This window comes from Mycobacterium hippophais (genome assembly GCF_027529605.1).
GTDB classification, from domain to species: domain Bacteria; phylum Actinomycetota; class Actinomycetes; order Mycobacteriales; family Mycobacteriaceae; genus Mycobacterium; species Mycobacterium arseniciresistens.
Genome location: NZ_JAPZPY010000006.1, coordinates 273150 through 287334, shown reverse-complemented (window position 1 = coordinate 287334; position 14185 = coordinate 273150). Strand labels below are relative to the sequence as shown.

Annotated in this window: 15 protein-coding genes and 1 tRNA gene; 9 read left to right on the top strand and 7 right to left on the bottom strand. The window is 70.0% G+C overall.

The window, feature by feature from the left end; translation table 11 throughout:
* Positions 1–79 precede the first annotated feature (79 nt).
* Both O6P37_RS15790 and O6P37_RS15785 read left to right on the top strand, forming a co-directional pair.
* A complete protein-coding gene (locus O6P37_RS15790; RefSeq protein WP_269894969.1) occupies positions 80–859 on the top strand; it encodes an enoyl-CoA hydratase/isomerase family protein in 780 nt (259 codons plus the stop codon).
* A gap of 25 nt (positions 860–884) precedes the next feature.
* Entirely contained in the window at positions 885–2183 is a 1299-nt protein-coding gene (locus O6P37_RS15785) for an acyl-CoA dehydrogenase family protein (protein ID WP_269894968.1), read from the top strand.
* Between the two features lie 3 nt (positions 2184–2186).
* On the opposite strand, the gene O6P37_RS15780 is transcribed toward O6P37_RS15785, so the two are convergent.
* Together O6P37_RS15780 and O6P37_RS15775 are read right to left on the bottom strand one after the other, a co-directional pair.
* Positions 2187–3125 (bottom strand): phosphotransferase family protein, encoded by a 939-nt coding sequence (locus tag O6P37_RS15780; protein ID WP_269894967.1) that lies wholly within the window; start codon positions 3123–3125, stop codon positions 2187–2189.
* A 2-nt stretch (positions 3126–3127) separates the two neighbouring features.
* Positions 3128–3892, bottom strand: coding sequence for an SDR family NAD(P)-dependent oxidoreductase (locus O6P37_RS15775; protein WP_408633184.1), 765 nt, complete (start codon positions 3890–3892; stop codon positions 3128–3130).
* 101 nt (positions 3893–3993) lie between these two features.
* Here O6P37_RS15775 and O6P37_RS15770 point away from each other — a divergent pair, with 101 nt between their 5' ends.
* The 5 genes from O6P37_RS15770 (at position 3994) to O6P37_RS15750 (ending at position 8667) form a co-directional block, all read left to right on the top strand.
* The gene (locus O6P37_RS15770; protein ID WP_269894965.1) at positions 3994–4827 is read left to right on the top strand and encodes an LLM class flavin-dependent oxidoreductase; all 834 of its coding nucleotides are present in this window, start codon (positions 3994–3996) and stop codon (positions 4825–4827) included.
* A gap of 34 nt (positions 4828–4861) precedes the next feature.
* Positions 4862–5401 (top strand): hypothetical protein, encoded by a 540-nt coding sequence (locus O6P37_RS15765; protein WP_269894964.1) that lies wholly within the window; start codon positions 4862–4864, stop codon positions 5399–5401.
* A 141-nt stretch (positions 5402–5542) separates the two neighbouring features.
* On the top strand, positions 5543–6973 hold the full coding sequence (locus tag O6P37_RS15760; protein WP_269894963.1) for a PepSY-associated TM helix domain-containing protein: 1431 nt from the start codon (positions 5543–5545) through the stop codon (positions 6971–6973).
* Positions 6966–7466 carry a copper chaperone PCu(A)C gene (locus O6P37_RS15755; RefSeq protein ID WP_269894962.1) on the top strand — a complete coding sequence of 167 codons (501 nt, stop codon included), beginning with the start codon at positions 6966–6968 and terminating at the stop codon, positions 7464–7466. The genes O6P37_RS15760 and O6P37_RS15755 overlap by 8 nt, the downstream gene beginning before the upstream one ends.
* Positions 7459–8667, top strand: a complete 1209-nt coding sequence (locus O6P37_RS15750; RefSeq protein WP_269894961.1) for a Dyp-type peroxidase — start codon at positions 7459–7461, stop codon at positions 8665–8667. The genes O6P37_RS15755 and O6P37_RS15750 overlap by 8 nt, the downstream gene beginning before the upstream one ends.
* Positions 8668–8684: 17 nt before the next feature.
* Here the strand turns inward: O6P37_RS15750 and O6P37_RS15745 are convergent, their stop codons facing one another.
* Positions 8685–9215: a hypothetical protein gene (locus O6P37_RS15745; protein ID WP_269894960.1), complete on the bottom strand. Its 531-nt coding sequence runs from the start codon at positions 9213–9215 to the stop codon at positions 8685–8687.
* 135 nt (positions 9216–9350) lie between these two features.
* On the opposite strand from O6P37_RS15745, the gene O6P37_RS15740 reads away from it, so the two are divergent.
* Complete coding sequence (locus O6P37_RS15740) at positions 9351–9965, top strand: hypothetical protein (protein WP_269894959.1); 615 nt, start codon at positions 9351–9353, stop codon at positions 9963–9965.
* 226 nt (positions 9966–10191) lie between these two features.
* Here O6P37_RS15740 and O6P37_RS15735 read toward each other — a convergent pair whose 3' ends face one another.
* The 4 genes from O6P37_RS15735 to O6P37_RS15720 form a co-directional block, all read right to left on the bottom strand.
* Entirely contained in the window at positions 10192–10485 is a 294-nt protein-coding gene (locus O6P37_RS15735; protein ID WP_269894958.1) for a hypothetical protein, read from the bottom strand.
* A gap of 783 nt (positions 10486–11268) precedes the next feature.
* Complete coding sequence (locus tag O6P37_RS15730; RefSeq protein WP_269894957.1) at positions 11269–11628, bottom strand: hypothetical protein; 360 nt, start codon at positions 11626–11628, stop codon at positions 11269–11271.
* Positions 11625–12002 (bottom strand): helix-turn-helix domain-containing protein, encoded by a 378-nt coding sequence (locus O6P37_RS15725; protein ID WP_269894956.1) that lies wholly within the window; start codon positions 12000–12002, stop codon positions 11625–11627. The genes O6P37_RS15730 and O6P37_RS15725 overlap by 4 nt, the downstream gene beginning before the upstream one ends.
* A 271-nt stretch (positions 12003–12273) precedes the next feature.
* Positions 12274–12356: transfer RNA gene (locus O6P37_RS15720), tRNA-Leu, on the bottom strand.
* Positions 12357–12614: 258 nt separating this feature from the next.
* On the opposite strand from O6P37_RS15720, the gene O6P37_RS15715 reads away from it, so the two are divergent.
* On the top strand, positions 12615–14102 hold the full coding sequence (locus O6P37_RS15715) for a DUF3662 and FHA domain-containing protein (RefSeq protein WP_269894955.1): 1488 nt from the start codon (positions 12615–12617) through the stop codon (positions 14100–14102).
* Positions 14103–14185: the final 83 nt, after the last annotated feature.

Sequence of the window (14185 nt, the reverse complement as noted above, 5' to 3'; positions counted from 1 at the left end):
CTCCGGCGTAACCGCCGTTGCACCGCGCGACGCGCGGAGAATACGATTCTCCTCGACCGCGAATCCGTCTTCCCTCGGAGTGCTCATCACCACAACGCTCGCCCTCGACGTGCCCCGCCCGGGTGTGGCGCTGCTCCGGTTGAACCGGCCCGCGCGGCTGAACGCCGTCAACGGCGTGATGCGCGACGAACTGCTGCAGACGCTCGCCGCGCTGGCCACCGACACGACCGTGCACGCCGTCGTGCTGACGGGCAGCGGCCGCGGCTTCTGCTCCGGTATCGACGTCCGCGACTTCGGACCGGGCACCGTCACCGCCGACGACCCGGCCATCGACCGGCTGCGCTTCCAGGAGTCGATGGCGGCGCTGCCGACCGCGGTGCGCGACCTCCCCCAGCCGGTGATCGCCGCGGTGAACGGGCCGTGCGTCGGCGCGGGCCTGGCGCTGTGCCTGGCGGCCGACATCCGGATCTGCTCCACCACAGCGACTTTCGGCAACGCCGCGATCCTGCTCGGGCTGTCCGGCGCCGAGATGGGGATGAGCTACCACCTGCCGCGCATCGTCGGCACCAGCGTCGCCGCCGACTGGATGCTGACCGGCCGCACCGTCACCGCCGAGGAAGCCGACCGCCGCGGCCTGGTCAGCCAGCTCGTCGAACCCGACGCACTGCTCGACCGTGCGCTCGACCTGGGCGCGGCCGTCGCCGGCCTGTCGCCGCTGGGCGTGCAGCTGACCAAACGCGCACTGCACGTCAACACCGATGCCGGTGATCTGCACGCGGCGCTCGAACTCGAGAACCGCAACCAGGTGCTCACCCACGCCACCGACGACGCGGCGGCACGCAGACAGAAGTGGTCGTAACCACAGTTCGACGGAAGGACATCGCGTGGCCTGGGATTTCTGTACGGACTCGGAGTGGGCTGCTGAGCTCGAATGGGTCGAGGACTTCGTGCGCTCGGAGTGCGAACCCATCGACTACGTCGTCAAGGAGTCGCACGACCTCAACGACCCGGTGCGCCAGGCCCTCATCCCGCCGCTGCAGCAGATCGTCAAGGACCGCGGGCTGTGGGCCACCCACCTCGGACCACACCTGGGCGGGCCGGGCCACGGCCAGGTCAAGCTCGCGCTGCTCAATGAGATCCTCGGCCGCTCGGAGTGCGCGCCCATCGTCTTCGGTTCGCAGGCACCCGATTCCGGCAACAGCGAGATCCTGGCACACTACGGCACACCGGAGCTCAAGGCGCGCTACCTCGAACCGCTGCTCGACAACCGCATCATCTCCTGCTTCTCGATGACCGAGCCGCAGGGCGGCGCCGACCCGAAGGTGTTCACCACCACCGCGATCCAGGACGGCGACCACTGGGTGATCAACGGCGAGAAGTGGTACTCGTCGTTCGCGTCGGTGGCGTCCTTCATCATCGTCATGGCGATGACCGACCCGGATGCACCGCCGTACCAACGCTATTCGATGTTCGTCGTGCCGGGTGACACACCGGGCATCAACGTGCTGCGCGATGTCGGCCTCGGGTACCAGCCGCTGGGCGGCGGCGGCCGGGAAGGCTACGTGCGTTACGAGAACGTCCGGGTGCCCGCCGATCACATGCTTGGCCCGCGGGGTGGGGCGTTCGTGGTCGCGCAGACCCGGCTCGGCGGCGGCCGCATCCATCACGCGATGCGCACCGTCGGGCTGGTGCGACGCATCTTCGACATGATCACCGAACGCGCGGTGTCGCGGCACACCCAGGGCGAGGTGCTGGCGAACAAGCAGATGGTGCAGGAGATGATCGCCGACTCGTGGATGGAGATCGAGGCCTACCGCCTGCTGACTCTGCAGACCGCCTGGAAGATCGACAAGTACAACGACTACAAGGCAGTGCGGGCCGACATCTCGGCGGTCAAGGCGATGATGCAGAAGGTGCTGCACGACGTGTCGGCACGGGCCCTGCAGATCCACGGGTCGCTGGGCACCTCGCACGAGATGCCGTTCGTGCAGTACATGACCGAGTCGTTCGTGCTGGGGCTGGCCGACGGGCCGACCGAGGTGCACAAGGTGACGCTGGCGCGGCAGCTGCTGCGCGACGTCGAGCCCTCGCCCGACCTGTTCCCCTCCGAGCACCTGCTCCGGCGGCGCGACGCCGCCGAGGCCAAGTTCGCCGACCGGCTGGCCGGCCTCCCGCGCGGCTGACCGTCACGCCAGCAGCGTCCGCGCCCGTGCCAGCAGTTCCGGCAGTACCGGTGCCATCGCCTCGAGCTCCGGTCGTGGCGTGGTGCGCCTGCGATTGTGCTTGACGATGAGGCCCCACGTTGCCGCCGACTTGAAGCAGGCGAGCGCCATGAACCACGCGACGTCGGCCACCGCGCCGTACCGCTCGAGCAGCTCGTCGCGCGACGGCACCGCGCCGACGTGAGGTGACGGGCGGGAGTAGGTGGCCGGGTCGGCGTTGACCAGGAACCAGCCCAGATCGATGCGCGGATCGCCGACCGACCAGATCTCCCAGTCGATCACCCCGGTCACCGACCCGTCGACGGCAAGCAGATTGCCCAGCCGGAAGTCGCCGTGCACGATGCCCGGACCCATCGGCGCGGGCACCCCGGTGCGCAGCGCCTCTGCCGTGTCCGGCCAGTCCGGCGCCAGTGACCGGTCCACCGTCTGCAGCGTCGCACACCAGCGGTCGATCTCCGCCGCGGCGCCGACCACCGGTTCAGCGTCGGCCCCGACATCCGCGGGCGCCAGCCGGTGCAGCGACGCCAGCACCCGGGACGCGTCCCGGAACCGCTGCGCGACAGCGTCGTCCGCCGTTCCACCGGGCGCGTCGAAGAGCGGTTCGAAGCTCTCACCGGCCAGGCGGCTCATCACGAACAGCGGCGGCACCCCGGGCGGATCGCCCGCGTCCTCCAGCAGCACCTCGGGCACCGGCACCGCGGTCGGACCGAGCGCCCTGATGATGCGGGCCTGCCGGAGCACGTCACGGTGGGCGGTCGGCGAAACACCCGGCGGCGCCACCTTGACCACCACCGGACGGCCGTCGAGGTCGCCGGCGAAGGTGAGGCTGGACGCACCGCCCGCCAGCGGTCGCAGACCGGAGACGCCGCGCGGGGCCAGCCGGTCGGCGAGCCCGTCGGGCACGGTCAGGACAGTGCCCCGATCTCCCGCAGGAACGACTGGGTGCGGGCGATCCGGCCGGTCAGCGTGGCGGGGTCACCGGTGCACAGCGCCAGTGCGGTCTCGGTGATCAGCGAGATGTCCTCGGTGTCGACCTTGGCCAGGTCCAGCGCCCCGGCGCCCTCGGTGGCGACGGGGTTGGTGGGGGCGGCGGCGTTGACGGCGATGCCGTCGGCGTGCAGTTCGGCGGCCAGGCTCATGGTCAGCCGGTTCAGCGCCGCCTTCGCGGTGCCGTAGATCCCGAACCCCGCGCTGCGGTCGAATTCCGAGAACGGCGGCCCGTCGGGCAGGTCACCGCCGACCGACGTCAGGTTGAGCACCCAGCCGCGGCCGCGCTCACGCATGGCGGGGATGGCCAGCTGGGTCAGGTGCAGCGGCGCGAAAACGTGCATCTCCATCATCAGCCGCACCCGCCGCTCGGGGAACGTGTCGAGCGGGCGGAGGAACGTCACCGCCGCGTTGTTCACCAGGATGTCCGGCGCGCCGACGCGATCGACGACCTCAGCGAACATCCGCTCGCGATCCTCGGGCTGGGAGAGGTCGGCGGCGACCGCGATCGCCGATCCGCCTGCGGCGGTGATCTTCTCGAGCGTCTCGACCAACGAGCCGGAGTACTTGGGATCGGGTTCGGCCGTGCGGGCGGTGAGTGCGACCACGGCGCCCTCGGCGGCCAGCCGCTGGGCGATCGCGCTGCCGAGGCCCCTGCTGCTGCCGGTCACCAACGCGACCATGCCGGCACAACGTCCCGCCACCGCGCCCACCTTCCGATCCGAGAACGCCTTATCCAATTACGAGAATGACGTTACCCTCGGGCGGTCGAGAAGGAGCGAACATGCCGGAATGGTGGCTGTACCTACCGCAGAGCAGGCAGGGCATCGACGACATCGTCATGCGGGCCCGGGTCGCCGAGGCGAGCGGCTTCACGGGTATCGCGATGCTCGACCACCTCGAGACCCCGATGGCGCCCGACAGCCCGATCTGGGAGGCGATGATCACCGCGACCTGGGTGTCGGCCCGCACCGAGCGCCTGCGGGTCGGGCACCTGGTGCTGTGCGACCCGTTCCGGCACGCGGCGACGCTGGCCAAGGAGGCCGTCACCCTCGCCGAGGCCTCCGGCGGCCGGTTCGAGCTCGGCCTGGGCTCCGGGTCGATGCCCGACGAGCTGGCGCGATTCGGGTTCGGCACCGCCACCGGACGCGAGCGGGTAGCCGCACTGGCGCAGACGCTGGCCGACCTGAAGCGGTACTGGGCCGGGGACCAGCAGCCGGTTCCGAGCGCCCCGATCCCGCTGCTGCTCGGCGGCGTCGGGCCGCGGATGCTCGGCCTGGTGCGTGAGCACGCGGACTGGTGGAACCTGCCCGCCGGCTACGTGCACCGGCTGCCGGAACTGCTGCCGCAGATCGGTGCTGCCCGGGCGTCGGTGCAGCAGATGGTCGGCTTCGTCGGCCGCGACGCCGACCGGGACGCCGTGATCGAGAAGAGCCGGCGGCGCTGGGGGCACCTGGGATCCGGGCTGGTGTGCGGCGACGCCGCCGAACTCACCGACCACTTCGGCACGCTGGCCGAGCAGGGCGCGCAGCGCTTCTACGTGTGGTTCGCCGACTTCGCCGCGCCGGACACCATCCGTGAATTCGGCGAGACGGTCCTGGCCGCGCAGCAGTACTAGGTGTTGTAGTAGTGGTGGCGGTAACGTTCGGCGGGTGAGCACACCGGTCTCCCGTGCGCGCTGGGTGCGCGGCGGGCTGGTCGGTGTCTGCTCGACCGTCGTCACCGCAGGCGCGCACGCCGCCGCGGGCGGCGGACTGCCACGGGGCTCCGCACTGGTCGTCGCCGCGCTGGTCTGCCTCACCGTCGGCGGCGCAATCGGTGGCGTGCACCTCACAGGCCGCCGCGCCCGCCCCGCAGCGGTGATCGCCGCGCTGGCCGTCGCCCAGCTGCTCGGCCACCTGGTGATGGCCGGCGGCCACCACCACGTCGGCGCCGCCGGCCTCACCCCGGCCATGCTCACGGCCCACCTGGCGGCCGCCGTGGTGCTCGGCATCGCGATCTCCGCGGTCGAATACGCCTACGTGGTCGCCACTTCGGTGCTGCGCTGGTTGCGCCTGTTCGCCACCGCCGCCACCGGACCCGTCCCGACGGTGCGCCGCTGGGCGACCAATGTCGTTGTGGTACAGCCGGTCCTACCGCATTCGGGGCTCGGCATGCGGGCGCCGCCCGCGGGTCTCCTGCCGGCCGCCTGACGGCCACCCTTCGCCTTCGTCGCCGCCGTCGCATTGACGCGGCGTCTTCCCGTACCTGCTGACCGCCGCACCAGCGGCATCACGTCGGCGGCGCCGCGTCCGCGTGCCACGCCGCCCCCAGCCAGAAGGCTCACACCTGTCATGACCACCACTCCCGAGGACGACGTCCACACTCCACCCGCCCCACCACCTACGCCGGCCGGGCAGCGGCTGCGTGGCCTGCGCCCGCTGCTGCTGCGCCTGCACTTCTACGCAGGCGTCTTCGTCGGCCCGTTCATCCTGATCGCCGCCGTCACCGGCCTGCTCTACGCGCTCATCCCCCAGATCGACACGATGGTGCACCGCCACGAGTTGACCGTCGCGCAGGTCGGCGACCAACGCCTGCCGCTGTCCGACCAGCTCGCCGCCGCTCGCGCCGCGCATCCGGAAGGCACCGTCGCGAGCATCCGGCCGCCGGCCGCCCCGGACGAGACCACGTGGGTGCGGCTCGCCGTCGACGACGTACCGCCCGACTATGCGCGCACCGTGTTCGTCGACCCCTACTCCGGCGAGGTGCGCGGTGCGCTGACCACCTATGGTCAATGGCTGCCGACGCGCGCGTGGTTCGACGAACTGCACCGCAACCTGCACCTCGACGCCGTCGGACGCAACTACAGCGAGCTCGCGGCGAGCTGGCTGTGGGTGATCTCGCTGGCCGGGCTGGCGCTGTGGGTCCTGCACCGCCGCGACACCCGCAAGCTGCGCCGCCTGGCCACGCCGGACCGCGACAAGAAGGACCGCCGCCGGACCATGTCCTGGCACGGCGCCGTCGGGGTGTGGGTGGTGGTCGCGCTGCTCGGCCTGTCGATCACCGGCATCACCTGGTCGCGCTATGGCGGCGAGTCGGTCGACCTCATCCAGGACAGGCTGAACTCCTCGGCGCCCGCCGTCGACACCGCACTGACCGCCGCACCTGGCCCGGACACCACCGCCGGGAACCACCACCACGGCGCGCACGGCGGCGCAACGGCCACCGACAGCAGCGGCGCCGACGTGGTGTTGCGTGCCGCCGAGCAGGCCGGGCTGCAGGGCCCGATGTGGCTTTCGCCGCCCGCCGAAGCCGGTGAGGCGTGGCAGGCCGCAGAGAACAAGCGGGACTGGCCGACGAGGGCCGACGCGATCGCCGTCGACCCGGGCAGCGGCGCCGTCGTCGACCGGGTGAACCAGGCCGACTGGCCGTTCCTGGCCAAGCTCAAGGACTGGGCCATCGACGCGCACATGGGCGTGCTGTTCGGTCTGGCCAACCAGATCGCGCTCGCCCTGGTGGCCATCGGACTGATCACCGTCGTCGTGCGGGGCTACCTCATGTGGTGGCAGCGCAGGCCCACCCGCGGTTCGGCGTGGGCGGCGGGCCGGCCGCCGTTACGCGGGACGCTGCGGAATCTGCCGCCCGCCACGACCACCGCGCTCGTCGTCGCGGCGGTCGCGGTCGGCTGGTTCCTGCCGCTGTTCGGGCTCAGCCTCGCCGCATTCCTCGTCGCCGATCTCGTGGTCGGGGCGGTCAAGCGACGCAAGGCAGCCGCCGATGCGTAGGGCACTGGCCTGCGCCGTGGCGGCGAGCCTGCTGCTGAGTGGGTGCACGTCGCAGGACGACCACCACGACGAGTCCATGGCGGCCGTGGTCACGTTCACCGAGCAGTGGGTGAGCGCGTCCGACACCGGGATGGTCGGGGTGTTCGGCAACCTCACCAACACCGGCCATCACGACGCCCGCATCGTCGGCGGCGAGTCGCCTGCCGCCGACCGGGTGGAGGTGCACGAGGTGGTGGCCGACGGCGGCGGGAAGTCGATGCGGCCCAAGGCCGGTGGCATCACCGTGCCCGCGGGCGGCAGCCACCAACTGGCCCCGGGCGGTGACCATCTGATGCTGATGGACCTCAGGGAGCCGATGCAGCCCGGCGTCGACGTCGCGCTGACCGTGCTCTTCGACGACGGCTCCGCGCTGCCGGTCACCGCGCAGGTGCGCGACTTCCCCGGCGCCGACGAGGAGTACCACCCGGCGGCATCGCCACACCACCATGGCTGAGCGGTTCTCGGTCAACCGGCGGCACCTCCTCACCGGGGGTGCCGCCGCGCTGGCCGCCGGTGCCGCGCTCACCCAGTGCAGCGCCGCTCAGTCCGCCACCCCGGCAACGGGATTCGGGAGCTCGGTCGAGCCGTTCTACGGTCCGCACCAGGCCGGTGTCAGCACCGCCCCGCAGGCGCACGCGCTGTTCCTTGCGCTCGACCTGCGCAACGACGGGTCGCGCAGCGCCCGCGACGCCCTGGCCGCCGTGCTGCGGCTGTGGACAGCCGACGCCGCCCGGCTCACCCAGGGCCGGCCCGCGCTGGCCGACACCGAACCCGAACTGGCGCAGCGCCCGGCCCGGCTCACCGTCACCGTCGGACTCGGGCCCACCGCGTTCGACCGCGCCGGCCTGGCCGGGCTGCGGCCACCGACGGCCGCCGAACCGCCGGCCTTCCGCACCGACCGGCTGGACCCCCGATTCTGCGGTGGCGATCTGCTGCTGCAGATCTGCGCCGACGACCCCGTCGCCGTCTCGCACGCCAGCCGGGTGCTGCTGAAGAACGTGCGGGCCATGACGACTCAGCGGTGGCGGCAGCGCGGGTTCCGCAACGCCCACGGCGCCGACCCGTCGGGCGGGACGATGCGCAACCTGATGGGCCAACTCGACGGCACCGCGAATTTTAACGACGACGCGGCGTTCGACCGGTTGGTCTGGGACGGTGGGGAGGCTCGACGCTGGTTCGCCGGCGGCACCGTCCTTGTGCTGCGCCGGGTGCGCGCCGAGATGGACACCTGGGACGAGTTGGACCGCGCCAGCAAGGAACTGGTGGTGGGCAGGCGGCTCGACACCGGCGCCCCCCTGACCGGTGAACACGAGACCGACGAGCCGGACCTCGCTGCGACGGCGGGCGGGATCCCGGTGATCCCGCCGAACAGCCACGTCGCGCTGGCCCGCCACCGCCACGACGGGGAACAGTTTTTGCGCCGGCCCTACAACTACGACGACCCGCCCGCGAACGGCCGCACCACCGACAGCGGACTGCTGTTCGCCGCCTACCAGCGCGATCCGGCGACCCAGTTCGTGCCGGTGCAGCGGCGTCTCGCCGAGGCGGACGCCCTCAACGAGTGGACCACCACCGTCGGATCGGCCACCTTCGCCGTGCTGCCGGGTGTCGCCGAGGGCGAATACCTGGGGCAGGAGTTGCTCGAGAGTCGGTGAGTCCCGACACGAGCGCGTCACCGCCCGCGATGGCGTACCTGAGCGGCCGCCACATATCCGCCGGCGGCGGCCAGCAGGGCGAACTTGATCGAGGCCGCCAGATGGGCACGCCGTGTGTACACGGCAATCCGGTTGCCGCTCAGCACGTTCAACAGCGACACGCCTTCGACCGCATCGCCGGCCACGGCGCCCATCACCATCAGCACCGGCACGGGCGGGTGGCCGAAGATGCGCCGCGCACGGTCGACGTGCAGGGAGACGAGAACGCCGTAGGTGGCCATATAGCCGAAGTCCAGCCACAGGGACGCCCGCGCCGCGCGCCGGCCGCGTGGACCCCAGCGGCTCATGATGCTCTCGGCGCGGGCAGGGGTGCGGGCCAGCTCGAACGGGATGATGCCCGGGCCGCCGGTCCGTCGCATCTCCCGCTCGAGGACCATCATCAGCGCGGTGTAGCCGACGAATCCGACCGCTGCGTAGCGGCCTCTCGCGTCACAACCTTCGGTGGGCGGCACCAGATGATGCGGCGTTTGACTCGAGGTGTCGGTCACGGCAGTCCCATGTTCGATGGTCACCCGAATGGTAGGCCGTGCCCCGAAGTCGTGATCGGTAGCCGGCTCGCGCCGAGAGGCTCTGTCATGCATCCCGGCCGGACCCGCCGGGACGGGACACCATGAGAGGAAGACATGAAAGCGACCCGCATCGGAATCGCCGTCACCACCGCCGTTCTTGCGATCTCCGCACTGAGCGGCTGCTCGAAGGCCACCGAGATCAGGGACGTGGCGGCCCACGCGGCCGAGCAGGTCGTCACCTCGGGCACCGAGAAGATCACCCAGGCCGCGGCGGGCGGCGACCTGTTCACCGCCGAAGGCATCGACGCCGCCTACGCGGCGGTCTCGAAGAAGGTCGGCGCCGATCCGATGCAAGTGGTGGAGGTGACGATCATCTCCGGCGTCCTCACCGTCCAGGCCGTCGACCCGAACGCCCCGACCGAGCTCAATCAGTGGAGCTACACCGCAGGCCTGGTCGGGCCGTCGCGCCCCGTCGACTACGGCGACGACGTCGAGGCTCTCGGCGAGAACCTGTTCTCCGTGAACGAGGTCGAGACCGGCGCCATCGCCGCGGCCGTCGACGGCGCGGTGACGATGAGCGCGATCCCGGGCGGCGAGGTGCAGAGCGTCATCATCAAGCGGAACATCCCGTTCGACCCGAGCGTGACCATGTTCATCAACGTCGAGGGCGAACGGAGCAGCAAGCAGGTGCGCGCCGACGTCTCAGGCACCATCACCGACGTCGTCTGAGCAGCGTCCCACCCGCCACACGACGAGCTGTTGGATCAGGCGGTCCGCGTCGATCGTTGCGTCGCGACGTTGACGCGAGGCAATCCGCCACCGCTTGCTACGCGAACGCGTTCACGTAGTCACCTTGCGCCGGGAGGCGCAGGCGGTGGCGAGCGTCCGCACCTCGTCCCCGATACGACGACGGCCCCCGGATTTTTCCGGGGGCCGTCGTCGGTAGTGCGTGGTGTTACTTGACGGTGATGGTGACCGTCGGGCTGAAGGTGGAGGTGTTCTTGTCGTTGGAGCGGATGGCGTTGGGCCGGGTGCTGGCGTTGGGGCTGACCGAGACGACGCGGGCTTCGTCGAGCGGGACGTCGTTGAGGCGGTTGACCTGAACGCGGTAGCCCTGCGAGCGCAGTTCTTCGATGGCTTGTTCGGCGTTGCCGGGGCCGGTGGGTGCGGCGGCGGCGGGGCCGGCGAGGCCGATGAAGGCGGCGGCGAAGGCGCTGGCGGCGATGGTGGCGAATCCGAACTTGTTCATGGCCTTGCTTCTTTCTTGGTGTTTCTCGTTGTCTTCTGACTGCTTAAACCCGCAGGTCAGGGGTTTAATTCCGCTGGCAGTAATTGGTTGACCGGTGGCAGGAAGTGATCGGCCGGGTGTTCGTTTCTGGTATCGCTGGGATCAATTCGGCAAGACGACGACGGCTTCGCGACGCACCGAGGTGACGTCACTCCTGACTCCTCGCGCCATGGCCGGCTGTGCGGCAGAAGCCTTGATGGATAAGTCCTCCGGGATGCCGAGGGCCGACTTCGACACAGAAAGATGATCTGGCCCTGTTTCCGTTCGACCGTGCCGCCGAAGAAGTCGTGGGCACGAGGACGCATGCTCGCAGAATTCACAGCACGCGGCCGACCTGGCGGCGGCTGACGTCGTCTACTCGGATGTCGTTGCGGCCGAGATGTTTGCGCGCGCCCATTCTTGGCGAAGATCTCCGCGATCAGTACACCGATGTCGTCAGCCATGGTGACGGGGACTTCGTTGATTGTTCCGGCGCAGCGCGAAAGTCGATCGGGTGGATGCGACCTCGATGCGGTCCATTTCCAACTCGAACCGGGTGCTGAAGCACAAATTCGCCACCGCAACGACACCGGAGACGGTTGGGGAGCGCCCCCAAGTCAATATTGCTCAGTGCCGGCCGGACGCACGGTGAGCCGGCGGCACCTCCTCACCGGTAGCTAGGCCGCTGTCGCCGCGAGCACGGTCTTGCCGGTTGCGTTGCTGTTCGATCCATATCGGCCGGCAGAAGTCGCACGGTCCGGTGGATCAGTGCGCGCCACGGACACTGTTGATGGCTTCAACCACTTCGTTTGGATTGTCAACGGTGATCACGAGGCGGTCGAAGCGTTCCGCAGAGTCCAGCGTGACCACGACCGCGCGGTCGTACCCTCTGATGTTCCAGAATTGCCTTGCCCCGTCAGCATGATAAGTGCCGGACAACATGCCCGGGAGTCCGAGACCGGGGCCGCGCCAACCCTTGGGTTCGTGTTTCATGCCTGGGTCGAAAGTCGCTCCGCGCACGTGTTTCAGCGGGAATTGGAGACGACGAGTGAACGACCACAGTTTGGTCAGGCCCAGTGGCTCGACAACCAGGAGGTCTTCGGTGACGGTGACTCGGTTGATCATGTTGGCTCCCTTTCGATGTGGAGTTCCGCTCGAGCCAGCAGGCGCTCGCCCAATTGCTCGACTGTGACGGCGTTCTGGCTGATGATGCCGCTCACTCGTTCTCGGACCCGCCCATCGACGCCGGCGAGTTCGAGCAACGCGACCAGCAAGACATCGAGCCGTCCAACGGGGTCGGCATCCGGTGCTGCAGCAGCGTCGAGCACGCGCAGGAACAGCCCGTGCTTGCTTCCGAAAACGTTGTAGAGGCTTCCTCGATGTACGCCTGTTGCCTCCACGAGGTGATCAATGGAGGTTGCGGCATACCCGACATGTCGAAACACCGTCGCAGCGGCATCGACAGCATCCGCTTCGTCAAACCGTCGCGGACGCCCCATGGTTTGAGAATAACCATTCAAGAACGTTCAGTCCAAAACCCTTCGGGCCTCACGCTTGACTTCCCCCGGTGGGCGCGATCCGGTCAAATGCTCCCGATGTCCGACGCCAGCCCGCGCGTAGCCGACCAACTCAGCTCGAATCTCTTGACGGAGCCTCCGCTCAAAGGCTCGTTCGAGGGGTCGCAATGCAACCCGGCAAGGCGCTGGCGCCGATCGCACCCGCCACACGACAAAGGTCACGAACCCGGAGGTTCGTGACCTTTGTCGATTGTGGGCGAAGGGGGACTTGAACCCCCACGTCCCGAAGGACACTGGCACCTGAAGCCAGCGCGTCTGCCATTCCGCCACTCGCCCTGAAGACCGAGGGAGCCTATCACCCGACCGCCTCGGCCCCCAAACCGTAGAGATCGGGCCCAACAGGGCCCCCAGCAACCCCCGCAGCTCCCAAGATCGCGCGTCTGACCTGCACCGACACGATTCTCAGAGTTCTGTTGGTCCCGCAGTTCAGTACTGGGCCGATACCATGCACTGCAGGAAAGTGCCCGAGCGACACGCGGTGGGAGGCCGAGGCGCGCAGGGCCGAGCGACGACACGAGTGAGGCGGGCGGTGACATGGGACTGGTCGACCGCATCGAACGCAAGCTCGAGTCCACCGTCGGCGACGCGTTCGCCCGTGTCTTCGGCGGATCGATCGTCCCGCAGGAGGTTGAAGCACTCCTGCGCAGGGAAGCCGAGGCCGGCACCCGCGAGGTCGGCCGCGGTCGCATTTTGGCCCCGAACGAGTACGTAATTACCCTCAGTGTTTCCGACCACCAGAAGGTGAGCGCCGACCCGGACCTGACCTCGACCACATTCGCCAGACATCTGGAGGGATACATCCATGATCAGGGGTGGCAAACGTATGGTGATGTGGTCGTCAGGTTCGAGCAGTCCCCGAATCTGCACACCGGCCAATTCCGCGCGCGGTGCGCGGTCAACCCCGACTCGACCACCGGCGAACCCGCCCCAGCAGACCGAGAGCATGCGTCCGACGCAGGATCAGGAGTACCACCGATGACCGACAATCCGACGTACCGCGGCGGCGGCCAGGGACAGGGGCGGCCCGGCGACGAGTACTACGACGAGCGGTACGGACGCCAGGGCGACGATCCGCGCGCTGCCTATCCGCCCGAGCAGGGCGGCTACCCGGCGCAGCAGGGTGGCGAGCCGAACTACCCGCCCCGCGGCGGCTACCCCGAGCAGGGTGGCTACCCCGACGGCGGCGGCTACCCCGAGGGCGGTGGCGGCTACCCGGACCAGGGTGGCTACCCGCCGCCGTCCTATGAGCAGCGCGGCCCGGCAGGTCCCGGCGGCTACGGCCCGCCGCCCGGCCCGCCGCCCGCAGGCGGCTACGAACAGGGCTACCGTCCGGGTCCCGCCGGCCCCGGCCCCGGTGGTCCCGGCGGCGGCTACGGCGGCGGTCAGCCCGGGTACGGGCAGCCCGGCGGCGACTACGACTACGGCCGTCCCCCGGCACCCGGCAGGCACGAGGACGGTGGCTACGGCGCCCCGGCCGGCCGGCCCGGCTACCCCGACCAGGGCGGCGGCTACCCGGATCAGGGCGGCTACCCCGACCAGGGCGGCTACGGCGGCGGCCAGTACGGACGCCAGGAGTACGGGCAGCAGGAGTACGGCGGCGGCCGCGGCTACGCCGAGCCGGCCGGCTACGGCGAGGCCGGTTACGCCGAGCCCGCGGGCCGCGACTACGAGTACGGCCAGCAGGCAGGCGGCGGCTACGGCGGCGCCTACGGGCAGGGCGACTACCCGGCCGGTGGCGCGACCGTCACGCTGCAGCTCGACGACGGCAGCGGTCGCACCTACCAGTTGCGCGAGGGCGCGAACGTGATCGGCCGCGGCCAGGACGCCCAGTTCCGGCTGCCCGACACCGGCGTCTCACGGCGGCACCTGGAGATCCGCTGGGACGGTCAGGTCGCGCTGCTGTCAGACCTCAACTCGACCAACGGCACCACCGTGAACAACGCACCGGTCCAGGAATGGCAGCTGGCTGACGGCGACGTCATCCGGCTCGGGCACTCCGAGATCATCGTCCGCGTTCACTGACTGATCGCGGCTGGGTCACGACCTGGGCACAGCCGCGGGCGAAGCTGAAGGCTTCACCTCCACGTCGAACAGCGTCCAAGTAT